Annotated in this window: 22 protein-coding genes; 5 read left to right on the top strand and 17 right to left on the bottom strand. The window is 46.9% G+C overall.

The genetic code is table 11. From position 1 onward, the window contains the following. Window positions 1–108: 108 nt before the first annotated feature. From L9Q40_RS16755 to gspC, 12 genes are read right to left on the bottom strand one after another with little or no spacing between them, the layout of a single operon-like run. A complete protein-coding gene (locus tag L9Q40_RS16755; RefSeq protein ID WP_243975602.1) occupies window positions 109–870 on the bottom strand; it encodes a type II secretion system protein N in 762 nt (253 codons plus the stop codon). A gap of 1 nt (window position 871) precedes the next feature. Next, entirely contained in the window at window positions 872–1,363 is a 492-nt protein-coding gene (locus L9Q40_RS16760) for a type II secretion system protein M (protein WP_020335694.1), read from the bottom strand. A 7-nt stretch (window positions 1,364–1,370) separates the two neighbouring features. Further along, window positions 1,371–2,570: a type II secretion system protein GspL gene (gene gspL, locus L9Q40_RS16765; RefSeq protein WP_498794009.1), complete on the bottom strand. Its 1,200-nt coding sequence runs from the start codon at window positions 2,568–2,570 to the stop codon at window positions 1,371–1,373. After that, window positions 2,539–3,549: a type II secretion system minor pseudopilin GspK gene (gspK, locus tag L9Q40_RS16770; protein WP_065299013.1), complete on the bottom strand. Its 1,011-nt coding sequence runs from the start codon at window positions 3,547–3,549 to the stop codon at window positions 2,539–2,541. Before gspK ends, gspL begins: the two co-directional genes overlap by 32 nt. After that, entirely contained in the window at window positions 3,542–4,207 is a 666-nt protein-coding gene (gene gspJ, locus L9Q40_RS16775) for a type II secretion system minor pseudopilin GspJ (protein WP_020335689.1), read from the bottom strand. Before gspJ ends, gspK begins: the two co-directional genes overlap by 8 nt. Continuing rightward, complete coding sequence (gspI, locus tag L9Q40_RS16780; protein ID WP_176290579.1) at window positions 4,194–4,583, bottom strand: type II secretion system minor pseudopilin GspI; 390 nt, start codon at window positions 4,581–4,583, stop codon at window positions 4,194–4,196. The genes gspJ and gspI overlap by 14 nt, the downstream gene beginning before the upstream one ends. Then, window positions 4,570–5,169 carry a prepilin-type N-terminal cleavage/methylation domain-containing protein gene (locus L9Q40_RS16785; RefSeq protein ID WP_498794010.1) on the bottom strand — a complete coding sequence of 200 codons (600 nt, stop codon included), beginning with the start codon at window positions 5,167–5,169 and terminating at the stop codon, window positions 4,570–4,572. Before L9Q40_RS16785 ends, gspI begins: the two co-directional genes overlap by 14 nt. 32 nt (window positions 5,170–5,201) lie before the next feature. Next, complete coding sequence (gspG, locus tag L9Q40_RS16790) at window positions 5,202–5,645, bottom strand: type II secretion system major pseudopilin GspG (protein WP_014230536.1); 444 nt, start codon at window positions 5,643–5,645, stop codon at window positions 5,202–5,204. A 60-nt stretch (window positions 5,646–5,705) separates the two neighbouring features. Next, window positions 5,706–6,923: a type II secretion system inner membrane protein GspF gene (gspF, locus tag L9Q40_RS16795; protein WP_014230535.1), complete on the bottom strand. Its 1,218-nt coding sequence runs from the start codon at window positions 6,921–6,923 to the stop codon at window positions 5,706–5,708. After that, window positions 6,923–8,425 carry a type II secretion system ATPase GspE gene (gene gspE, locus L9Q40_RS16800; protein WP_014230534.1) on the bottom strand — a complete coding sequence of 501 codons (1,503 nt, stop codon included), beginning with the start codon at window positions 8,423–8,425 and terminating at the stop codon, window positions 6,923–6,925. The genes gspF and gspE overlap by 1 nt, the downstream gene beginning before the upstream one ends. Beyond that, the gene (gspD, locus tag L9Q40_RS16805; RefSeq protein WP_014230533.1) at window positions 8,425–10,446 is read right to left on the bottom strand and encodes a type II secretion system secretin GspD; all 2,022 of its coding nucleotides are present in this window, start codon (window positions 10,444–10,446) and stop codon (window positions 8,425–8,427) included. The genes gspE and gspD overlap by 1 nt, the downstream gene beginning before the upstream one ends. 36 nt (window positions 10,447–10,482) lie before the next feature. After that, complete coding sequence (gene gspC, locus L9Q40_RS16810; RefSeq protein WP_498794012.1) at window positions 10,483–11,400, bottom strand: type II secretion system protein GspC; 918 nt, start codon at window positions 11,398–11,400, stop codon at window positions 10,483–10,485. 250 nt (window positions 11,401–11,650) lie between these two features. On the opposite strand from gspC, the gene hslR reads away from it, so the two are divergent. The 4 genes from hslR to L9Q40_RS16830 all read left to right on the top strand — a co-directional run bounded on the left by hslR (window position 11,651) and on the right by L9Q40_RS16830 (window position 17,113). Next, window positions 11,651–12,037, top strand: a complete 387-nt coding sequence (gene hslR / locus L9Q40_RS16815; protein ID WP_264903390.1) for a ribosome-associated heat shock protein Hsp15 — start codon at window positions 11,651–11,653, stop codon at window positions 12,035–12,037. Window positions 12,038–12,068: 31 nt separating this feature from the next. Continuing rightward, window positions 12,069–12,944, top strand: coding sequence for an Hsp33 family molecular chaperone HslO (gene hslO, locus L9Q40_RS16820; RefSeq protein WP_014230530.1), 876 nt, complete (start codon window positions 12,069–12,071; stop codon window positions 12,942–12,944). 336 nt (window positions 12,945–13,280) lie between these two features. Further along, window positions 13,281–14,909, top strand: coding sequence for a phosphoenolpyruvate carboxykinase (ATP) (gene pckA, locus L9Q40_RS16825; RefSeq protein WP_498794013.1), 1,629 nt, complete (start codon window positions 13,281–13,283; stop codon window positions 14,907–14,909). A gap of 143 nt (window positions 14,910–15,052) precedes the next feature. Continuing rightward, window positions 15,053–17,113, top strand: coding sequence for an AsmA family protein (locus tag L9Q40_RS16830; protein ID WP_498794014.1), 2,061 nt, complete (start codon window positions 15,053–15,055; stop codon window positions 17,111–17,113). On the opposite strand, the gene L9Q40_RS16835 is transcribed toward L9Q40_RS16830, so the two are convergent. The 3 genes from L9Q40_RS16835 to L9Q40_RS16845 form a co-directional block, all read right to left on the bottom strand. Next, a complete protein-coding gene (locus L9Q40_RS16835; protein ID WP_014230527.1) occupies window positions 17,099–18,016 on the bottom strand; it encodes a bifunctional GNAT family N-acetyltransferase/hotdog fold thioesterase in 918 nt (305 codons plus the stop codon). The genes L9Q40_RS16830 and L9Q40_RS16835 overlap by 15 nt on opposite strands. Before the next feature lie 106 nt (window positions 18,017–18,122). Beyond that, window positions 18,123–18,557, bottom strand: coding sequence for a D-aminoacyl-tRNA deacylase (dtd, locus tag L9Q40_RS16840; RefSeq protein ID WP_237315998.1), 435 nt, complete (start codon window positions 18,555–18,557; stop codon window positions 18,123–18,125). Next, a complete protein-coding gene (locus L9Q40_RS16845) occupies window positions 18,529–19,473 on the bottom strand; it encodes a virulence factor BrkB family protein (RefSeq protein WP_498794015.1) in 945 nt (314 codons plus the stop codon). The genes dtd and L9Q40_RS16845 overlap by 29 nt, the downstream gene beginning before the upstream one ends. 35 nt (window positions 19,474–19,508) lie before the next feature. Here L9Q40_RS16845 and L9Q40_RS16850 point away from each other — a divergent pair, with 35 nt between their 5' ends. Then, a complete protein-coding gene (locus L9Q40_RS16850; protein WP_498794017.1) occupies window positions 19,509–20,150 on the top strand; it encodes a DUF2959 domain-containing protein in 642 nt (213 codons plus the stop codon). A 22-nt stretch (window positions 20,151–20,172) separates the two neighbouring features. Here L9Q40_RS16850 and L9Q40_RS16855 read toward each other — a convergent pair whose 3' ends face one another. Together L9Q40_RS16855 and typA are read right to left on the bottom strand one after the other, a co-directional pair. After that, window positions 20,173–20,730 (bottom strand): AAA family ATPase, encoded by a 558-nt coding sequence (locus L9Q40_RS16855; protein WP_498794018.1) that lies wholly within the window; start codon window positions 20,728–20,730, stop codon window positions 20,173–20,175. A 79-nt stretch (window positions 20,731–20,809) separates the two neighbouring features. After that, window positions 20,810–22,639 carry a translational GTPase TypA gene (typA, locus tag L9Q40_RS16860; RefSeq protein ID WP_498794019.1) on the bottom strand — a complete coding sequence of 610 codons (1,830 nt, stop codon included), beginning with the start codon at window positions 22,637–22,639 and terminating at the stop codon, window positions 20,810–20,812. Between the last annotated feature and the right edge of the window lie 474 nt (window positions 22,640–23,113).

The raw sequence follows: 23,113 nt of genomic DNA on the forward strand, positions 1-23,113 counted from the left end.
ATAAGGCATTTTCTCGTACAGCAATTGGAGGGTTTGGCCTACCATGATCCAAAAACAAAAAGAGCTGCACATTGGCAGCTCTTTTCTTTGTCTGTTTTAGGCTTTTATTTAAAAGCGCCCTTTGTAATCAAACTCATATTGACCTTGTGCGTTTGGCTTACCGAGCCATTGCAGCTGATCTCCCATCGCTGAAGGGAATTCAGCGCCCGGTTTAAACCATGCTGTCGTCGAGTAACGCTGATTCGGCATTAACTCCGCTGAAAACGCCGCAGAGACTTGCGGGCTATTTTGTTCACCGGATGCGGTCAGCACGCTGTCTTTACAGTTCAAATTGGCTACGACCGGACCGAGCTCTAAGCGCCCTAATGGACTTTGTATGCCACTCGCACTCCAAACCAGAGTGCCATCTCCTTCGCTACACCAAGGAGAAGCATACGTTGCATGGTGGATATTGAGCTCCAACTGCCCGTCGACACCAACTGGGACTGGTAGGCGCGCCTGCTCAACGACTTTTATCGCCGGAACAGAGGCGACTAAGTCTTTTGCGTAGGCATCACCAAACAAACCATAGCCCACTAGGCCACGTCCTCGCACATCCATATCGCTGCCACGACCAAATCGTACGGCAAATTCTGCTTTACCAGTAAACAAAGCAGACCATTGGAAATCCCAGTTAACTTCACCTAGGTTTTGTCGTTGCCAACGAACATTAGACGCCTGACCTTGCCATATGGTGCCCTGAACGCCCTGAATATCGAGCCCACTTACCTTTGGACTTTGTTTAACAACCCAGGAAACCGGCAGGCCCATTAATAAACTCACAGAAAAGCAGACAATAAAGATGCCTGCATAAAGTACAACTCGCTTCAATTTATCCTCGCTTAAACTGCAGGCGATTCACCTCGATCATGCCCGCCTGTTCGGTTCGATCAATATCTAAGAACTCCACCTCGATGCCTTGCTGCTCTTTCAAATAGCGTAACCAATCTACCAACTGGTTAAAGGCTAAAGGTTTGATCCACACCTGAACACTCTCGTTGCGGGGTTGTACGCGGATCAGCTCAACCTTATAACGGCGAGCTGAAGAAGACACCAACTGATTAAGAGGCTGATTCGAGTAGGTTACACCACCGCTCTTACGCAGTGCCGTGATGTCGTCTGCTTTTTCTTGCACCCAGGCAAGAAGCTGTCTTTCACTCTGTATTCTTGACTGTGCCAATTCTGCTCGCTGGCTCATCGGTTGTAATATGCCCCAGTAAACGAGACCGACAATTACGAGAACTCCACAACCCATCATCATACGCTGTTCACGTTGTGAGATGCCGCTCCACCAAGTTTGAACTTGAGAGATTAAATTCTTCATCACCACCTCACAAACGTTTCAATACAAAACTGCCCATCACAACTTTGTCGTTGCGATTAAGCTGGCCTTGCTCGACATTAAACTTTTCAGCAAGTTTTACTCGAGCTTGCTCGAAAGGCTGAAAGTCAGAGCTGCGAGCGTGGATTCTTACTTCTCCACGCTGGCCATCATATTTGAAGCTGGTAATTTCCAAATCCTCAACCTGACTCAGCGCAGAAGGAAGCGCGGCCAGCCAAACCAACATCACTTCGTCACTAGAGCCACCAGACAAGCGACGCTCTTCATCGGTCATTTGGCGTTTAAGGTAACTGACGGTTGGAATGCGATTTTTACCCGGAAAAATCTGGCGGAAAATGCGTTCACTTTCTTCGCGGTACGTCTGAGCCTGAGCTTCATACTTATGTACCATTAGCAACTGTTGAGCGACCAAGACCACGAGCAAAACACCCGCAGCGATAGCGGTTTTTTGCCATATTTTCCAGTACTTACCCCAAGACGATTTCGGTTTAAATGCTCCGGTGAGTAAGTTGGTTTTGCTTTCAGCCACACCTTTGGCTAACAACGCCATTGTCATTTCTTCTGGCTGAGGTACCCATACTTCACTGACGGCAGACTCCGGAACCGAGCTGTAACAGTCGAGTTTCCAACCTTCATGGTTTTGTAGATAAGATGAGAGATAAAGGTCTAACCATGAAACATCCACCACCGCGCCTTCGGTTTGTGAGTGACGAATCAGCCACTGATCACCCATAAGTGCTGCGCTGCTGTTCTCATTCACTGGTAATGCCAAAACATCTGGCAAAACACGTTTAATTGTCATTCCCTGGCTCAAGAAGCGCTGCAATACGGTTTCCAGCCACACTCGCTCAACCGCACACACGTGCGCTTTCCCAGATTGCTTGCTCAATACCGTGAAGTGAAGACTGTCGACATCTTGTGCCACTTCGTCTTCCACTAAGTACGGCAGCATGGTGTCGAACTGACGTTCTGCGCCTGCGGGGATATCCACTTGAGTGAGTACGACATCGTTACTTGCCAGTAAAGCAAACACCGGACGCTGGTTAGCGTAAGACACTAACTCATCCAAATGTTCCCACCCGGCAATTTCGCCGCTGGCAATCACTTCCTGCTGCTCTGTCGACCACACCACCCAAGGAATGGTACTTTGTTGTTCGCTACTCAGCCGAACGGTCAGAAACTCGCTCACTGATCCCTCCAAAACGACGGCGTACTACCGTCACTGTGTCTCTGTTTGTACTTTGCAAAAGGCTGCGGATACGCACGCGTGAATCATCCACCAGCACCTGTGCATCTAATTCGAAGAAAGCGCTATCGACGCCTAAATAAGCTTTGGCTTCCTTCGTGATATTTTCATTTAAGCCAGCTAATTCTGACTCGGCTAAAAACGCTTCAATATTGTCCCAGCCATCGAATGGGCGCTTTTCTATCAGCTGTACCGCATCACTGTTGCTCAAACCGGGTGAGAACATCGCGACTAAAATTGGCGCTTGTTCCACTTCAATAGTGTTCACGTTCAGACGCCAGTCATCGCTTGGCAAAGCGCAGACTAACGGCGCTATTTTTTGATAGAACTCGCCACTCACCTGATAGACTGAACGTAACTCCGTTTTATCCGCCATCCAGCTGTTCGGCGGCAAATAAGCCGGGCTCATCGCTTCATAAGTACTGTCTTCGACCCCGGTCGTCGAACGAACCACAGAGTCGCTGTCTACGTACTCCCAAGTCGAATCTGCAATCACTTCAGCTTGATAAGGATCCACTTCCGACTCTTCCAGTAAGCGTTGCAGAACCTGCACCAAATAAGGTCTGACCGTTTGCTGGCTGGTCGACTGTACACGGCTCAACACGTTGAGGTTAAAGCACGCTTGTTTATCTACAATCCGTCCGGTCGCCTGACCGTAATCAAGTGGATAAACCTGATCTTTTATCGCCCACGGCTGGCTCAGGTTAATGGTGTCGGTATCCTCATAGCTTTGTTCAATACCCACTTTTGCCAGAGCTTCGACGCCTAAACTATACCAATAAGCCTGTTGGAAATTGATTTGGTTACCACCACGCTGAAACTGAGCAAATAGACGCTCAGACATGCTTGCTGCTACCGTCGTCATTATCGCCAGCAACATCAGGACAATGAGTAGAGCGACACCACGCTGACTTTTAGCCATTGTCACTCCCCTCTGACTCACCCAGTTTGCCATCTGGCGTAAGATAAGTGCGCGTGATTTTGCCATAGTCCTTCAGCGTCAGAACCACCGATACGGCTTTAGGCAATGAGTCACTACTGTCCCAATCACTTTTCCACTGATTACCATCATAAAAGCGAATGTCGAATGCTTCGACTTGCGTCAGCAGAGGCGTCACAATCCCTTCCTGTCCAACAGGTGTATCCGGATAGCGCCACCAAATGCGCTGCAGCGTCTCGCCCTTAATTCGATAACCCACTTTCGTTACCTCACCGCGAGGAAACTGCTGTTGCGGATTGTGCCAACCCAAGCGAGCAAACATCACGCCTTTGGCATCCGAGTCCAGTAAGTAGTCTGACCAAAAGATGAGCTGGCTCGCCACCTCCTCTCCATCGGTACGCGTGCGACGCAAGGCCATCTGACGAAAGTCATTGTCCATCATTACCATCGTGCGCTGCAGCTCATTCAAACGCGCCGTGCGTTCCTGAGAGAGCAGGTTGCTGCGCTGTATCTGCGACACTACCTGATAGGCTGCAACACTTAAGCTGGCGAAGATCGCAATCGACACCAACACTTCGATAAGTGTAAAACCTTTTTGCTTGTGGTGCTTAGCCACGTTGTGCCCTCTACTGCGCCACATAGCTTCGTACCGTCACAACTGGGCTTGCGTCTTTTGCTGTCGCGACGCTTACATCAAATGCTTTCAGCAATGGCTGCGTGGTAGCCACTGGCGAAACTTTCCAGTACCACGTGCGTCCAGCGAGATCCTCAGTGCCATTTTTCGCTTTGAGTTCACCGGTGTCTAACATCACATTAGCCATTTGATTATCCACAACCATTGCTGCAAACATTTTTTCTTCTAAGTAGCTGACCGTATTAATGTGTTGGCTTACTGAGCGAATCACACTAATGGCCGCTGTCGCAAAAATCGCCAGTGCAACCAGCACTTCTAACAAGGTCATGCCTCTGGTTCGGCGACCCGTTAAGCTCAGGTGAGTTCGCTTAAAATTGCGCATTCTCATCCTCTTCTGCTTCTTCACCCGGTGCTAATAACAAAATCTGACCGGACTCTTTACCTACCACACGCCAGCCATCATTCAATGCGTCACCATTTTTAGGAAAGAAAGACAACGTAAACGGCGTCAATTCAGCACTGGAAAACACAAACACTTGTGGCGGCTTGCTCTTTACCTTTTTCTCCTGCTCGGCAAACATATCTTCATCAAACAGGGAACCGGGTTCAAACAAGCGATCATCGTCATCCCAGGCGCCACCGCCTAAGTCCAGTTGCAACGTGATGTCTTCATCCAGCGTGGTTTCACTTGGTATCTGTCGCATTTCTAATAGCTGCCAGCCCTCTTCCCCAAGGCTCAGTAATGCATAGGTCGATTTTACGTCGTCAACTCGAACACCAAAATCTTTGCCGCTCAATACGGCCTCTTCATTGAGTAGTAGTAAGCGCTGAAAAAAGCTTTGGGCGTATTGTTTTGAAAGGTCTTTCTGACTGGTAGGCAATGTCGTAACTACCGCTAAAGCGGTCAGAGATAATAAAACCAGCACCAATAGAATTTCTATTAATGTAAACGCTTGATGTTTTCGCATTTGCTTCCTTGGCGCTGGTTTAACGATCACGGTTATTGGAAATCTTGCATATTCCAGTTGCCGATATCTGCAGCTGGACCTTCACCACCTTCTTGACCATCCGCACCCAAGGTAAAGATATCAATCGTGCCATTGTCACCAGGGCTCAAGTATTGGTATTCATAACCCCAAGGGTCATTAGGAAGACGCTTAATGTAGCCACCATCACGGTAGTTACGTGGCTCAGGGTTTGACGGTTTGTTTACCAATGCATCCAAACCTTGATCGGTCGTTGGGTAAACGTTGTTATCTAACTTGTACATATCCAAGGCATTTTCTAATGCCACAATATCTGTGATCGCTTTTTGTTGGTCTGCCTTTTCTTTGTTACCAAGTAGGTTTGGTACAACAAAACTTGCCAAAATACCTAAAATTACAACCACCACCATTACTTCTAACAGTGTGAAGCCACGTTGTTTACTGCGCTTAAAGTTCATTTTTTTCTCCGAAAGTTAGATTAAAGGAACACCCTTAGTAGACATCCCTTAACCCGAATATTATCCGCTCATTAAGTTATTCATTTCTAGCATTGGCATCAAGGTCGCCATCACTATGAACAGTACAAGGCCAGCCATTAAAGCAATCAATACCGGGGTGAAGATACCCAATGCGATATTAACGGTTGATTCAAAATTCTGGTCTTGGTTATCTGCGGCACGAGTGAGCATGCTTTCCAGCTCGCCACTCTGCTCACCACTGGCGATCATGTGCAACATCATTGGCGGGAACAGGCGAGTCTGATCAAGAGCACGACGCAAGCTTGACCCTTCACGCACATTGTCCGCAGCCACCAACACCTGTTGCTTCACGTAGCGGTTCGACATGACGTCCACCGCGACACGCATCCCGTCTAGAATAGGGATGGCGCTGGAAGTACAAATCGAAAGTGTACGAGCGAATCTCGCTGTGTTGATACCTTTAGAAATCTTACCTAACAGCGGCAAGTTAAGAATTTTTTTATCCCAGGCAAGGCGGAAATCCGGCTTTTGCAATGCCAGCTTTAGACCATAGAAAAACACCACTAAGACAACAAAGATAATCAACCCCCACTCCTGAACAAACTCACTGGCTGCCAGAAGAACTTGGGTTGATTGAGGCAGTTCTTGTCCCATCTGAATAATAGGATCGATGATTTTCGGCACGACTGTCGCCAGCAAGAAAGAGACGATAGCAACCGCGAAGACGACCAAAACCACAGGATAAATCATGGCTTGCAGCAATTTAGAACGCATTTTTTGACGATTTTCTACGTAATCTGCCAAACGCTCCAATACCGCATCCAAATGTCCCGATTTTTCTCCCGCCGCAACCATCGAGCGAAACAGTTCATCAAATACATGAGGATAATCCGCCAGGCTATCTGCCAGAGCGTAGCCTTCAGTCACTTTAGAACGCACCGCTGCCATCATGGTTCGAATGCGAGGTTTGTCTGCTTGCTCAGAAACGGCGCGCAAACATTCTTCAAGAGGCATGCCTGACTGAACGAGGGTGGAAAGCTGGCGTGTAATCAACGCTAATTCTGCGGTCTTAATACCACGCTTAAAACTGACTGAGCCTGAAGATTTGGCCGCTTTTGCTTTCGCTTCCATCACTTCAATTGGGATCATGCCCTGCTCTTTCAGGCGTTGGCGGACCTGGCGTCCATTATCCCCTTCGATGGTGCCTTTCTTTTGCTTCCCTTTGGCATCCAGCGCTTTGTACTCAAATGCCGCCATTATGCTTCCTTCGTCACTCGCATCACTTCTTCAAGTGACGTAATACCACGACGTACTTTGCTCAGCCCATCACTGCGGATACAAGGTGTATGCGCACGTACCGATTTCTCGATTTCCAGTTCACCGGCTTCTTTATGAATCAGTTCTTGCACTTCCTCATCGACCAGTACCAACTCATGAATACCAGTACGGCCACGGTAGCCTTTCTGATTACATAGCTCGCAACCCTTAGCACGATGAAGAACTAACGATTCAGATTCACTCATTCCAAACAGCTTTTTCTGCTCACTGTCTGCTTCATAAGGCTGTTTACAGTCCGGGCATAGCGTACGTACAAGGCGCTGAGCCAATACGCCTAGTAGCGAAGAAGAAATCAGAAACGGTTCAATACCCATATCACGCAGACGAGTAATCGCACCCACCGCGGTGTTGGTGTGAAGCGTCGACATCACCAAGTGACCGGTCAAAGACGCTTGCACGGCAATTTGTGCGGTCTCTAAGTCACGAATTTCCCCGACCATCACCACATCTGGGTCCTGACGCAAAATTGCGCGTAGGCCGCGGGCAAAGGTCATGTCCACTTTAGTATTGACCTGTGTCTGACCAATGCCATCGATATCAAATTCGATCGGGTCTTCTACCGTCAGAATGTTACGCTCGTTGCTGTTGATTTCTTGCAAGCCAGCGTACAAGGTGGTCGATTTACCAGAGCCCGTCGGACCGGTAACCAAAATAATGCCATGAGGGCGCTGGATGAGATGACGGAAATTGTCATGCACCGAGGTCGTCATACCCAAACTGTGCAGGTCAAGACGCGTGGCGTTTTTGTCCAATAGACGCATCACCACACGCTCACCATGTGATGACGGCATGGTCGAAACACGCACATCAACAGCACGACCACCGATACGCAAGGAAATACGTCCATCCTGAGGAACACGTTTTTCTGCAATATCCAGTTTGGCCATGACTTTGACACGGGAAACCAGCAGGGGTGACAGCTTGCGACTTGGCGTGAGAACTTCACGCAGAACACCATCAACGCGGAAACGAATCGAGAGTTTTTTCTCGAACGTTTCGATGTGAATATCTGAGGCACCTTCTTTGATAGCCTCGCCGAGCATCGCGTTGATTAACTTGATGATCGGCGCATCGTCTTCGGACTCTAACAAGTCTTCATCATGCGGCAACTCTTCTGCAAGAGAGAAGAAATCATCACTGTCTGCACCGATGTCTTCCATCAGCTGACGCGCTTCAGAGGAGTCTCGCTGATACGCTTCAGTCAGCTTCTTATCGAACGTTTCCTGATCGATAGGCTGAGGCACAAAGCTCTGCTTAATCACGCGACGGACTTCAACCAGAGCCGCTGGGTTAAGCGGCTCAACGTAAAACAGAATTGGTGGGCGCTCAGGATGTTCAGTCTCCAGCACCAGTTTAAAGCGATTGGCAAAACTGAATGGCAGACGACGCATGCTTGGCGCAGTGTCTAACATATCTACCATTAGTTCATACTCATCTGATCAAGGAAGGCTTGGATCTCAGCAGGGTGCTCACGGTCCTTACCAAACTCAGGCATCAGTGGGATCTTATCATCCGACATCAGCTTCAAACCTTGCTCTGCTTTGTAAAGCTGTTCAGCACGAATAAAGTTGTACTTACGCTGAGTGATGCCATCCGCCGTCATTCCATCACGGATAATCGTTGGTTTGATAAATACCATCAGATTGCGTTTTTGCGTTTCTGTAGTGGTTGATTTGAACAAGTAACCTAAAACGGGAATATCACCCAATAGAGGTACTTTGGCTTCACTTTCCAGTGCTCGCTCATCTACCAAGCCACCCAGCACTAGCATCTGACCATCTTGAACCATAACAGACGTATTTAACTGACGCTTGGCAAAGCGAACGTCCACCGCACCATTAGCACCTAAAACGTTCGATACTTCTTGTTCGATATTCAGTTGAACAGAATCACCTTCGTTAATTTGTGGCACCACTTTCAGTTTGATACCCACTTCTTTACGATCAACAGTCTGGAATGGGTTGTCGTTGTTTGAGCCAGCAGTCGAGCCAGTAATAACCGGCACTTCTTCACCAACAATAAATGACGCTTCACCGTTATCCATCACCGTAATGCTTGGAGATGACAGGATGTTAGAGTTTGAATCCGTTGCCACTGCGTTAATCAGTGCTGTCCAGTCACCCATCACGATGCTCATAGCCGCGCCGTTTACACCACTTAATGCAGATGCCAATGTTGAGTAATCACCTTCTTCGGTGTACTCACGGGTCTGCCAGCTACTTGAATCGCTATCCCAGTAGCTTTCTGTCTGCGTAGTGTTTTTCGCTTCTTCCAGACCGACCATGACTTCGCCGATTTGCGCGCCAGAACCGTACTGAATAACTGCGCCAGTCTCTAGCGAGCCCCATTGAACGCCAAGGTTAATACCATCACCTTCCGACATTTCAACAATCAGCGCTTCAATCAATACCTGTGCTCGGCGGATATCAAGCTGGGCAATAACATCTTGCAACGCCATCATGATATCTGGCGGCGCAGTCAATACGAGTGCATTGGTTGCCGGGTGAGCTGCGATAACGACTTCGCCACGCTGCGCGCTTGCTCTTTGGCCTTGACCGGCTTGTTTTTCTGCTTGTAGATTGTCAGAGACACCTTTCAGTACTTCGACTAAATCTTCCGCTTTGGCATTTTTAAGGTAAACCACTCGGTTATTGCCTTTCGTTGCCATCTCTACATCAAGCTGACGGATTAAGCGTTTAAGACGAGCACGTACTTTAGGGTCACCGGAGATAAGAATCGCATTGGTGCGATCATCAGCCACGATTTTAGGCTCTAAGAATTCTGGCGTGCTTTTCTGGTTAGTGCTTTTATTTAAAGCTTCCACAATACGCACCATCTCTGCTGCAGACGCATTACGCAGTTCTACCAGCTCAATTTCTTTGTCACCTGCCTGGTCAACACGCTTAATGATTTCTGCCAAACGATTGACAACCGCCGCACGACCTGTAATCAGAATGATGTTGGCTGGATCATAGTGAACTACGTTACCAGCACCGGCATTGTCGATAAGCTGACGCAACAATGGAGATAATTCACGTACCGATACATTACGTACAGCAACGACTCGGGTGATAACGCTGTCGCCTTGCGCGCTACTATCACCTAAAACGGGGATTGCAGAAGTCTTCGAGTCTTTCGCTTTAATAACTTTCAGTACGCCATTGTCCATTTCTACAACTGCGTAGCCGTACACTTCAAGTACGTTAAGGAAAAAGCTGTAGTATTGCTCTTCATTCAGCACGTCATAACTACGGACGTCGATTTTTCCGCGTACCGATGGATCAACAATGATGGTCTTCTCTAAATTACGACCAACGATGTTAATGAATTCCTGAATATCAGTGCCTTTAAAGCTGGCACTAAATTCATTTGCTATCGCACCAGGGGCACAGAGTAGGCTCCCTGCCAATAACCAAGCACTTTTGCTTAACCAATGTTTCACGTATTTCTCCCTGCACTTACGCTGATAGCCTAAGTATTACAATTGGATATAGATTTCGTACTGCTGGCCTTCACGCTCAACAGTCAGATTCAGCTCTTGCGGATCGTTCATGATTCGCATCAATTCAGCTGAAGAAGAAGGATCACTCAAGTCGATCCCATTAAGTTGTACTGCAATATCACCAGACTCTAAGCCCACATCATTAAATAATGCAGCGTCCCGCCCCGGAGCAACTCGGTAACCCACAATGTCATCACCATTCTTAACCGGTGAAATGCTGATGTATTTGAAAACACTTTTCGGATCTTGAGCTATTTCCTCTCGGATTTGCTCCAATTTGTCACCAGCTACAGACTCTGGTTGTGCTGCTTGCGCACGTCTTAATTGAGGCGATTCAGATAACTTGTTGTATTCAATCCCCTGCATCATCAGGGTTTCGTCACGGCCTTGGTTTTCGATGATCACACGATCGACTAATACAGCTTTCAATGTCGCACGTGTGCCTTCGATTTCTTCACCGATACCATAGGTTGACTGTTTACCTCGATTGGCAATAACCGCTAAACTGCTTTGCACCTGATTACTGGCCACAGCCCCAACGAGAGTCAAGTTCAGACGAGTCTTAGGTGCATCTTTGACAACAGGTTGATCGATAATGACAGGTTTGTTTTCAGTGTATTGACCGAATAAGTGAGCATTTTGAAGGGCGTTGAAATCAATTGCGTTGTCGTTATTGCCAGCAATAACATTACCTGCTGTAGGTCGCCATGGCGTTATTTCCGCCGTTTGTGGTATCAGTAACCACACTACTTTTCCGAGCAGCCATCCGACTAGCGCGATAAATAAACAAGTAAATAGCAAACTAAGCTTGGTTTGAATCGCGTAGTTATTGGATTTCATCTGAGCCAGTAGTGGGCTGCTCGATAATCCAGCACTCAGCTCTATTCGCTTCACTAAATTGATTCCTTTCTTTCGATATAGGTCGAACTGGCTATTAAAAAACATCGACTCTATCTTTCTAAAATGACAGTAAAATTACTAATAAACAAATAGCAGTGAACTATATCACAACAGATATGGCATACCTTTTTCTTCTTCAGTTTTTGCCAACTCCCTTGAAAAAATTAGACCTTGGCTCCATCTGTAGGTGAATAATCCATCACTCACTGCGGTTAATGGCAGTGGTTAGATAGCGTAGTGTTCTATGAGTTCCGTTAATGAAGCCGTTAGGCTAGATAAATGGCTTTGGGCCGCAAGATTTTATAAAACCCGCTCCATCGCTCGTAACATGGTCGATGGCGGTAAAGTCCACTATAATGGCCAACGAAGCAAACCAAGTAAAATAGTTGAGTTGGGTGCCGAAATTAAACTTCGTCAAGGCAACGAAGAAAAAACGGTGATCATCGAGAAAATCTCTGATCAACGTCGTGGGGCACCAATCGCACAGACTCTGTATCGCGAAACTGAAGACAGTATTACAAAGCGAGAAGAACACGCGACTCAACGGAAACTTAATGCCCACAACCCAAGTCCGGAACGCCGCCCTGATAAAAAGCAGCGCCGTGACATCATTAAGTTCAAGCATCAATAAACGCCGGAAATACCAACGAGGAAATCACTCCATGGCAAATAATGTTTTAAACCGCTACCTATTTGAAGACCTTTCAGTTCGTGGCGAGTTGGTACAATTGGACGAAGCGTACCAGCGTATTATCTCCAGCAAGGAATATCCGGCAGCAGTACAAAAACTGTTAGGCGAGCTACTCGTATCAACCACACTTTTAACCGCGACGCTTAAGTTCGAAGGCTCAATCACTATTCAGATTCAAGGCGACGGCCCGGTTTCTCTTGCTGTCATCAATGGTGACCACAAACAAAGAATTCGTGGTGTTGCGCGCTGGGAAGGCGATATTGCCGATGATGCAAGCCTTCACGATATGATGGGTAAAGGTCATATGGTGATCACCATCGAACCTAAAGTAGGCGAGCGCTACCAAGGCGTTGTTGGCTTAGAAGGTGACAATCTTGCAGAAGTTCTGGAAGGCTACTTCGCTAACTCTGAGCAGCTAAAAACGCGTCTTTGGATCCGTACTGGTGAATTCGAAGGTCAACCGCATGCAGCAGGTATGCTGATTCAGGTAATGCCGGATGGTACTGGCTCTCCTGATGATTTTGAACATCTGGAGCAACTGACTGACACAGTAAAAGAGGAAGAGCTGTTCGGTTTAGAAGCCAATGAACTACTTTACCGTCTTTACAACCAGGACAAAGTGCGTCTTTACGAACCTCAACCAGTTTCATTCCAGTGCGGTTGTTCTCGTGAACGCAGTGGTGCAGCGATCGTCACTGTTGAGAAAGCGGAAATTTATGACATTTTAGCCGAGGTTGGATCAGTTTCGTTACATTGTGATTACTGTGGTACAACTTATAGCTTCGATGAAGCTGAGGTTACTGCGCTCTACGAACAAGCTTCAACGGACAAAAAAACGCTGCATTAATTTTCATAGCTTACCAAGCACGTAATTCCCCCTTCAAAAGGCCAGCTCAATGCTGGCCTTTTTGTGACCTAAGCCCCGTAAACCCTAGCTTTTACCGTAATAAAATAACCGCTTAATTTTAAGTAATTAATAATCGTTTTGCCCTAGCGTAAAGGATTGCGCCCACGATAAACTATTCCAACCAATATGTGACGGGTCACCTAAAACCCCAGCAAAATCATGGATAAATTTTGAACTACATCCCTGTTTTCTCCCAGTCCCGTTGCTAGCATGGTGAGCAGATAAAAATTAAAACATTCTTACAAAATCCCTACAAAATCCTTATAAGGAGCACCTATGACCGTTATGGAACATACAAAGGCTGCAACACTTGATCTAACCAGACATGGACTGCACAACGTAAAAGAGGTTCTGCGCAACCCAAGCTATGAAGTGCTGTTTGAAGAAGAAACGCGTGAAGAACTGACCGGTTATGAACGCGGTGTGGTTACTGAATTGGGTGCGGTTGCTGTTGACACAGGCATCTTTACTGGTCGCTCACCAAAAGATAAATACATCGTTAAAGATGCGACGACAGAAGAAAACATGTGGTGGACTTCTGACGCAGTCAAAAATGACAACAAGCCAATCAACCAAGAAGTTTGGAATGAGCTAAAAGAATTAGTGACAAACCAACTTTCTGGGAAACGCCTGTTTGTGATTGACGGTTACTGTGGTGCAAACCCTGATACACGCTTGAGCATTCGTGTTATCACCGAAGTTGCATGGCAAGCACACTTCGTGAAAAACATGTTCATCCGCCCAACAGAAGAAGAACTGGCAACATTTGAACCAGACTTCGTTGTGATGAACGGCGCGAAATGCACTAACCCGAAATGGGAAGAGCAAGGCCTGAACTCTGAAAACTTCACTGTATTCAACTTGACTGAACGTACTCAGCTTATCGGCGGTACATGGTACGGTGGTGAGATGAAGAAAGGCATGTTCGCAATGATGAACTACTTCCTTCCTCTGAAAGACATCGCATCGATGCACTGTAGTGCGAACATGGGCGAAGATGGCGATGTCGCAGTCTTCTTCGGCCTATCTGGTACAGGTAAAACAACACTTTCAACAGACCCTAAACGTGCGCTAATTGGTGATGATGAGCACGGCTGGGATGACGACGGCGTATTTAACTTCGAAGGTGGTTGTTACGCGAAGACCATCAAACTATCGAAAGAAGCCGAGCCTGATATCTACAACGCTATCCGCCGCGATGCACTGCTAGAAAACGTAACGGTACGCAACGATGGTTCTATCGACTTTGATGATGGTTCTAAGACAGAGAACACTCGTGTTTCTTACCCGCTTTACCACATTGAAAACATCGTTAAGCCAGTATCGAAAGGCGGTCATGCAAATAAAGTGATCTTCCTGTCTGCTGACGCGTTTGGTGTGCTTCCTCCAGTATCGAAACTGACACCAGAGCAAACCAAGTACCACTTCCTGTCTGGCTTTACTGCAAAACTAGCCGGCACAGAGCGCGGTATCACTGAGCCGACGCCAACTTTCTCTGCGTGTTTTGGCGCTGCGTTCCTAACGCTTCACCCAACTAAGTACGCAGAAGTACTGGTTAAACGTATGGAAGCAGCAGGTGCAGAAGCTTACCTGGTTAACACTGGCTGGAATGGTAGCGGTAAACGTATCTCAATTCAGGATACACGCGGTATTATTGATGCAATCCTAGACGGTTCAATTGAAGATGCAGCAACGAAGCAAATCCCAATCTTCAACCTTGAAGTTCCGACTTCACTACCAGGTGTTGACCCAAGCATTCTTGATCCACGTGATACTTATGTTGATCCACTGCAATGGGAAAGCAAGGCGAAAGATCTAGCAGAACGCTTTATCAATAACTTTGATAAATACACAGACAACGCAGAAGGTAAATCTCTGGTTGCTGCTGGTCCACAGCTTGACTAATGTTGTGCGAAAACCCGGTCGAGAGTGACTTGGTTACCAAAATATTCTACAAGCCCCTCTTTTGAGGGGCTTTTTATTGAATCCCACCCAAGATTGATACAAGCTAAAGCAGACTTCCATACTTTACGTAGGTTCTGGCAAGGATGAAAACAGCGCTTCGAATTCTAATTCTGTTACTTGTATTACTGATTGCTATCCCTGCAACCGTTATTGCGCTGCTTACCACTTCCTATGCTAACCAAACCTGGGCTTTTATTTCAGAGCACCTGAACTTGCCTATTCAGGCAGAAAAGGTGTACTACGACTTTCCTTATCACCTCACCGCGCAAGGCATTCGAACGAATAGCGAACATATATCCAGCATTGAGCAAGTCGATGTATGGCTAAACCCAGATGTGCGCCGCGATGGTAAGTGGATTGTCGATAGCTTACTTATCAACGGTGTGAGCTTAAAACAAGGACTGCCGGATTTCGCCAATCTAGAATCTGTCCAGTTCCACCAAGTTGCGATTAAAAATCTCGATTACGCGAACAAACAGTTAGTGATCAATGGGCTGAATGTTCAAATCCAATCACCAATCTGGCAGAACAACTCGTACGTGCTGCCTTATGGCGAGATTCAGTTGTCTGCTGCGCAAATCTACTGGAATGGCGAAGCTTTCGATAATGTGTTGCTTGATATGGATTATCGACCAGAAAACAGCACTCTCTATGGTACGTCGTTTAAGTGGAGAGACAGTCTGATCTCGGGTCAGGGCGAGCAATACCCTCAAGGCTGGTCTTTGGTCAATGTCACCGTCGACAAGCTGAAAATGAACAATGCCCAGCTGCAATCGCTGCTCGCTAAGCCATGGAATGCCATACCTTTCAAAATTAACCACATTAATAGTCTCGACCTGTTAAACGCTGACATTGAATGGGGAGACTGGCATTGGCAAAATCTGGAACTTTCGCTCGAGGATGCTTCACTTCCGCTATCACCTTGGCAGACACAAGCTCAGATCTCTTTGCAAGCAGACAGCGTTAGCTTTCAGGAACAAACTGCAATAGAGCCACGTTTAAGCGCGGTAATGACGCCTAGTCAGATTGAACTGAAAGAACTCTATCTGGACTGGCAACAAGGTCGTGTTCAAATTTCGGGACAGTTCCAACCAACTCAATGGCAAATAGACAATGCCTCAATTTATGGCTTGAAATGGGCAATGAAGCCTGACGAAAGTTCAGACTGGTGGCAAGCGGCAACAAAAGCGCTAAACGAAGTGACGATAAATCAGCTCGACATTGAGCACAGCCAAATCATACAAATATCACGACAGCCCTATTGGCAGGTTTCAGGCCTGAATTTGGAAGGTCGTCAACTTGCCGTCAAACGCCTAGGAAATCACTGGGCAGTGTGGAATGGTAACCTGGACGTTAGCGTCGTCAACGCTAGCTATGATCAGGTGATTGCCTCTCACGCCGCGCTTTCAACTCAAAGTGACAATGGTCTTTGGCAATTGACTCGTTTATTTGCGCCATTAGAGCAAGGCTATATCGAAGGTTACGGGCAGATTGATGTCAGCACCACCAGCCAACCATGGACGCTGAACATCAATGCAGATGGCATTCCTCTGCGCCTCTTTCACTCATACCTACCTCAAGTATTAACCGTAGAAGGCTTGTCCGATCTGAATCTTGAACTGCAAGGTCTGGCTGGCGATCGTAATATGCTGGCGTACAGCTTAACCGGCGATATCGAAGCCAACTTCCGTGACACGATGTTGCTCTCTCAAGCCGATCAGTCACTGAAGTCGATCACATTCTCTCCTGTCCGTCTGCAAGCGCGACGTGGTGAGGTTTCAATCCAACCCATCACCATTTTGGGAAGCGACATTAAAGGCAAAATCAGTGGTGCGTTTGATCTGGCTAACAACCCATTAAGTGGGCTTGAGTATCAGCTAAAAGAACAGTGTGGCGTCATTAGCGGCGATATTTTCAGCCATGAGCCGACGAAAAATGACTGTATCAAGCCCGCAGAGAGCGAAGGACTGGAATCAACAAAAGACACTCAGCAACCAGAGTTAACTGTAGAAAAAGCGCAACCTACAGCTCCTATCGCGGAAATCAATATAGAGCTGCAGGAAGAAGAGTTGGTTGAAGAGATTGTGGAAGAAGATGAGCCAACAATAAATGCTGTTGCCGACGAAGCGCTAACAGCTGAGTAATTGCGAATAATTAGGTATCAGCATGTAAGTCCCGACAAAATCGACGGCTGGCGTGTCACCACTATAAATCACCACATGAATCACGATTCTCGCTTTACGGCCCGACTTCAACCGATCCAAGTCACCACTGATGCCATCAAGTGATGTGCTGGCAACAGGGTTTTGCTCAACGGGCTGGCGATAACGAATGGAACTGTCCGCGAGAACAATATCACCGTGCAGGCCACGCTCTTTAAGTAGTAACCAAGTCATTCCCCACCCAGTCAATGTCGCCAAGGTAAAAGCAGAGCCAGCAAACATCGTATTGTGAGGGTTCAGGTTAGGGTTTAGCTGGGCGCAGCATTCAAATTGATAACCCGTGTATTGATTAATCTTAATCCCCATTTTGTCACTGATCGGGATTTGTTCTTCCCATCGCTTCTGGAGCTCCGTACACCACTCAGGACGGCGAAGAACATTAGCCATCGGGTCTAAGGGCTTAACCATTTGTTGGTGACGGACCGGGCCACGTTCATCAGTCAACTCACCACGGCGCTCAAAACCACTTTTCTCATAGAACGCAATCGCATCTTCACGGGCATTACATACCAAGCGTTTCGCACCTTCCTGGCGCGCAAGTGACTCCAGTGCCACCAACACTAATGAACCCATGCCTTTGCCACGGCGATTACTTTTTACCGCCATGTAACGAATCTGACCGTCATTGTCTGGCGTGATATAGAGACGCCCAATCGCCATCGGCCGGCCACGACCATCCACAATCATCCGGTGGTGACTCATACCATCGTATTCATCACGTTCCGACCCGATCGGCATTCGCCACGGCTCACGTAACATCTGCCAGCGGAACTGATAATACTTGTTAAGCTGGTTTTCAGTTTTTGGAGTAATGAGTTTGAACATATCAATCCTTTGAAAGTACAAAACAAATAAATGTCAAAGAAACAAGGCTAAGCTATTTCCCTACACTTGGAGTTAAAGCTTAGCCTATGAAGATTGCGTTACCAGATTAGACCTGTAACCAGAAAGTCACTGGGCCGTCATTAATTAATGACACTTTCATATCGGCAGCGAAACGGCCACGCTGGGTAGGTAGCACCTGTTCGCATAAGTCAGAAAAGTAATCATACAGACGTTCTGCATCGGCAGGGTGAGCACCGCGCGAAAAGCCGGCGCGAGTCCCTTTTTTAGTATCGGCTGGCAGAGTGAACTGAGAAACGACTAACACCTTGCCTTCCACCTGTTTGACGTTGAGGTTCATTTTACCTTCCTCATCTTCAAACACACGGTAAGTGGTCACACGCTCCATCAAACGCTTGGCTTTAGCTTCATCGTCGTCCTTCTCTACGCCAAGCAGAACAAGAAGACCCTGATCGATTTCACCAACTACTTCACCGTCCACACGGACGGCAGCTTCACTGACCCGTTGAATTAGAGCTATCACTACGCTCGTTTCCTTTATTTGCTAACTGAGATTCTGCGACCGAGTGTATCATGTCTAGGTCTTCACTCCAGTGCTCTCGTTCACCCATCGCCGCCGTCACTTCCGCTCCTAACAGCACAATCATCCAGCACAAGTACACCCAAACAAACAAGATAGGAATCGCGGCCAGAGCGCCATAGATAAGCTGGTACGACGGGAACTGAGTAATATACAAAGCGAAGCCTTTTTTACTCAATTCAAATAATACCGCAGCCAGAGCGGCCCCCACAGCCCCATGGCTCAGGTATACTTTTTTATTTGGCACTAAGATGTACAACCCTAAAAAAGCAAAGAAAGACAATAGCAAAGGCAACCAACGCAAAAACAGGTTAAACGCACCCGATAGGGTTTCGTTCTCTAGGATCTGAAGTGATGTCACATACGACGTGGCGGCAATACTGGCGCCGACCATAATTGGTCCGAGCGTCAACACCATCCAATACATAGAAAACGAAAACACAAAACGTCGCTTGTCTTTCACTCGCCATATATAGTTCAGATTCTTATCGATGTTAGAGATCAGCATCAGTGCCGCGACAAATAAAAATGCACCACCAACCGCACTCATTTTACCAGTATTAGACACAAACTCTTGTAAAGCAGTATGTACAGCTTCACCAGACGCTGGCACAAAATTCTCGATAACATACCCTTGCAACACTTCACCGACATCCGAAAACACCGGGAATTTTGATAATATTGATAACAATACGGTGAGCATCGGCACGATGGACAACAGGGTGATATAGGCAAGGTAGCCAGCGTTTACATTCATGCGGTCGTGCGTCAAACGCTTAAGAAGATACTTAAAGAAAGCGACGCAACTTGGCAATAGATTGCTCAATCTCGCCTTGTAACTCTCTGATAACTGGTTCATAGTTCATCTCATAATTAGCATCTGGGACATAAAAAATGCCTTATTTATTAGCAATTGTACTATCAATTTTTACTTTAACAGGGTGTCAGTCTGCATATTATTCAGCAATGGAACAAGTGGGATACCATAAACGCGACATCATGGTCGATCGCGTTGAAGACGCCAAAGAATCTCAACAAGACGCTCAAGAAGAGTTCACCAGTGCGCTTGAGGCGCTATCCGCTCTGACCAACTTTGATGGTGGTGAGCAGGAAGACGTTTACAACAACATAAACGACAAATATGAAGACAGTGAGAAAGCGGCGCAAGATGTCCGCGATCGTATCGCTGCTATCGAAGATGTATCAGATGCACTCTTTGACGAATGGCAGGACGAACTCGACCTGTACACCAGTGCAAAACTGCGTCGTTCAAGTGAACAGAAATTGCGTGATACCAAGGCGTCTTACAAAACCATGCTCAGTGCGATGAAGCGAGCTGAACAAAAGATGACGCCAGTTCTCAATACATTACGTGACAACACCTTGTATTTAAAACATAACTTAAATGCGAGCGCAATTGGCTCTCTACGAGGTGAATTCTCGAATCTAGAGCAAGACATTCAATATGCCATCAAACAGATGAATGCAGCGATAGCGGAATCAGACAAGTTCCTGCAAAAGCTAAACCAAAAATAACCTACCCGAATTTAACACCTCTCTACGTGGAGAGGTGTTCGCTTTCTTCCTGCCTTACTAAACCGGTCACCCGTCGAACAAACCTTACCCTCTCCTCTACCGTTCCCCATGGCACTTCAACCACCTGATAACCAAGCTCAGCGTAGGTGGCAACTAGGGTTTGATGGATTACCAGTGCCTCTTCAAAACTGTGGGGACGCACTTCATCCTGCACATAAATCGAGGCTTCAGGTCGACAAGTCAGCACCTGACTATGGTACCCAGCACTTTCTGTCACAAAGTCTAAGTCTACATCACAATCGCCAACTCGCAGGTAAGCAATGATGTCTGGAATCGCGCGATCAACAAATGCCACTTCGTGACTCTGCGCCTGCTGTTTCTGCTCACTCATGAGCTCAAGGCACAATCTGGCAAACTCAGGTAAGTTGTTCCAAGGTAAGATACCGCCTTCCAACTGGCTTTGTTGCTCTATTATGGTGCGAGAGCTTTCGGCGAAAGTTGCAAAGCCCTGCTCACCCAAAGCGTTCAATAACGTCGTTTTGCCAGCGCCTGGACCACCCGTAATCACAATCGGTTTCATCAAAGTCTTTCCTTTCCCTGAATACAAAAAGCCCCGAGCATAACTCGGGGCTTCTTATTAACTTAAACGTTACAGCAGATTATTTCGCTGAACGTGAAGCACGCTTACGATCGCTTTCCGTTAGGAACTTCTTACGGATACGGATGCTTTCAGGCGTTACTTCTACTAGTTCGTCATCATCGATGAATTCTAGTGCTTGCTCAAGAGTCATCTTGATTGGCGGAGTAAGAACCTGTGCGTCATCAGTACCAGAAGCACGAACGTTAGTTAGCTGCTTACCTTTCAGTGCGTTTACTGTAAGGTCGTTGTCGCGGCTGTGAATACCGATAACCATGCCTTCGTAAACTTCTACACCGTGACCGATGAATAGGCGACCACGCTCTTGAAGGTTAAACAGTGCGTTTGTTAGCGCTTTACCCATCGCGTTCGCGATTAGTACACCGTTCACACGCTGACCAATGTTACCGCCTTTGTGAGGGCCGTAGTGATCAAACGTATGGTAAAGAAGACCAGAACCTGAAGTCAGCGTCATGAACTCAGTTTGGAAACCGATCAGACCGCGAGATGGCATAACGAAGTCCATACGTACACGGCCTTTACCATCTGGAGACATGTCTTTCAGCTCACCTTTACGTAGGCCGATGTTCTCCATGATGCCGCCTTGGTGCTCTTCCATTACGTCGATAGTTACCGTTTCGAACGGTTCCATCAACTGACCATCTTCTTCTTTGATGATTACTTCTGGACGAGATACCGCTAGCTCAAAGCCTTCACGACGCATGTTTTCGATCAGGATAGACAGGTGAAGTTCACCACGGCCTGATACGCGGAATTTATCTGGATCGTCAGTTTGCTCTACGCGTAGTGCAACGTTGTGTACCAGTTCCTTCTCTAGACGCTCAAGGATGTTACGTGAAGTTACGAACTTACCTTCTTTACCCGCGAATGGAGACGTGTTTACCTGGAACGTCATCGTTACTGTTGGTTCATCAACAGAAAGTGCAGGTAGCGCTTCTACCGAGTTTTGAGCACAGATAGTGTCAGAGATTTTTAGCTCGCCAAGACCAGTAATTGCGATGATATCACCCGCGTTAGCTTGCTCAATGTCGTGACGCTCTAGGCCAAGGTAGCCCATTACTGTACCAACTTTACCGTTGCGAGTTTTACCGTCTGCACCGATAACTGTTACTTGTTGGTTTGGCTTAACGCTACCACGAGTTACACGAGCAACACCGATAACACCAACGTAAGAGCTGTAGTCAAGCTGAGAAACTTGCATCTGTAGTGGACCGTCTAGGTCAACATTTGGCGCGTCAACAACATCAACGATAGTTTGGAATAGTGGTTCCATGTTCTCGCCAGTTTCGCCTTCTTCTAGAGAAGCCCAACCGTTAAGTGCTGATGCGTAAACCACTTTAAAGTCTAGCTGGTCATCAGTTGCGCCTAGGTTGTCGAATAGGTCGAACACTTGGTCCATAACCCAGTCAGGACGCGCACCAGGACGGTCGATCTTGTTGATTACAACGATTGGCTTAAGACCATGAGCAAACGCTTTTTGCGTTACGAAACGAGTTTGCGGCATTGGACCGTCAACTGCGTCAACGATAAGTAGTACAGAGTCTACCATCGACATGATACGTTCTACTTCACCACCGAAGTCCGCGTGTCCCGGAGTATCTACGATGTTGATACGGTAATCGTTCCAGTTAATTGCTGTGTTTTTAGCAAGAATGGTAATACCGCGCTCTTTCTCGATGTCGTTCGAGTCCATGACTCGCTCTTCAGCTTCACCGCGAGACTCAAGCGTGCCTGATTGTTGTAGCAGCTTGTCAACCAGCGTTGTTTTACCGTGGTCAACGTGCGCGATAATCGCGATATTTCTTAATTTATCAATCTGTGGAGTAGCCATGGATATTGATTCACTTAGATAGATGAAATGCCACCACGCTAAGAACGGGTGCTCTCTGGCGACATTTGCTGATTAAAAAAACGGCCATAATGTACCAGATTTTAGCAAAAAGCCTAGAAATATGTGATCTACTCCCGAGCATTTCTGCGATTTATACGCTTAATGCACGCTTTCGTCTTCTAAGCGGTGCCGTGAAGTGAACTTTCTTTACTTCAACGTTCAATACAAATTGACTATTGCTTAAAAAATGGGCTGAATAAGCGATGTGGCTGTCACATCGTGGTGCAATAAAAATAAATTGCACCACCAAGGTGCAGATAAGGATCATTATGGTGCAATGATTTGCACCAAACTAGTATCCGAAAACACAATCCATTGAAATTAATGGAATATTTTTTTTGGCACGGTTCTAGCTTTAGAAAAAACAGCATCGGTTAATGAAAGTTTAGTTTGATTAATCAATGCCGAATTTCA

Source organism: Allocatenococcus thiocycli, from assembly GCF_921292965.1.
GTDB classification, from domain to species: Bacteria; Pseudomonadota; Gammaproteobacteria; order Enterobacterales; family Vibrionaceae; genus Vibrio; species Vibrio natriegens.

Bases quoted from the DNA above. Each gene is read 5' to 3' on its own strand.
- L9Q40_RS16760 (WP_020335694.1), bottom strand. From the start codon at position 1,363: ATGAAGAATTTAATCTCTCAAGTTCAAACTTGGTGGAGCGGCATCTCA.
- gspK (WP_065299013.1), bottom strand. From the start codon at position 3,549: ATGGCTAAAAGTCAGCGTGGTGTCGCTCTACTCATTGTCCTGATGTTG.
- gspJ (WP_020335689.1), bottom strand. From the start codon at position 4,207: ATGTGGCGCAGTAGAGGGCACAACGTGGCTAAGCACCACAAGCAAAAA.
- gspI (WP_176290579.1), bottom strand. From the start codon at position 4,583: ATGCGCAATTTTAAGCGAACTCACCTGAGCTTAACGGGTCGCCGAACC.
- L9Q40_RS16785 (WP_498794010.1), bottom strand. From the start codon at position 5,169: ATGCGAAAACATCAAGCGTTTACATTAATAGAAATTCTATTGGTGCTG.
- gspG (WP_014230536.1), bottom strand. From the start codon at position 5,645: ATGAACTTTAAGCGCAGTAAACAACGTGGCTTCACACTGTTAGAAGTA.
- gspF (WP_014230535.1), bottom strand. From the start codon at position 6,923: ATGGCGGCATTTGAGTACAAAGCGCTGGATGCCAAAGGGAAGCAAAAG.
- gspE (WP_014230534.1), bottom strand. From the start codon at position 8,425: ATGGTAGATATGTTAGACACTGCGCCAAGCATGCGTCGTCTGCCATTC.
- hslR (WP_264903390.1), top strand. From the start codon at position 11,651: ATGAGTTCCGTTAATGAAGCCGTTAGGCTAGATAAATGGCTTTGGGCC.
- hslO (WP_014230530.1), top strand. From the start codon at position 12,069: ATGGCAAATAATGTTTTAAACCGCTACCTATTTGAAGACCTTTCAGTT.
- pckA (WP_498794013.1), top strand. From the start codon at position 13,281: ATGACCGTTATGGAACATACAAAGGCTGCAACACTTGATCTAACCAGA.
- L9Q40_RS16830 (WP_498794014.1), top strand. From the start codon at position 15,053: ATGAAAACAGCGCTTCGAATTCTAATTCTGTTACTTGTATTACTGATT.
- L9Q40_RS16835 (WP_014230527.1), bottom strand. From the start codon at position 18,016: ATGTTCAAACTCATTACTCCAAAAACTGAAAACCAGCTTAACAAGTAT.
- L9Q40_RS16845 (WP_498794015.1), bottom strand. From the start codon at position 19,473: ATGAACCAGTTATCAGAGAGTTACAAGGCGAGATTGAGCAATCTATTG.
- L9Q40_RS16850 (WP_498794017.1), top strand. From the start codon at position 19,509: ATGCCTTATTTATTAGCAATTGTACTATCAATTTTTACTTTAACAGGG.
- L9Q40_RS16855 (WP_498794018.1), bottom strand. From the start codon at position 20,730: ATGAAACCGATTGTGATTACGGGTGGTCCAGGCGCTGGCAAAACGACG.
- typA (WP_498794019.1), bottom strand. From the start codon at position 22,639: ATGGCTACTCCACAGATTGATAAATTAAGAAATATCGCGATTATCGCG.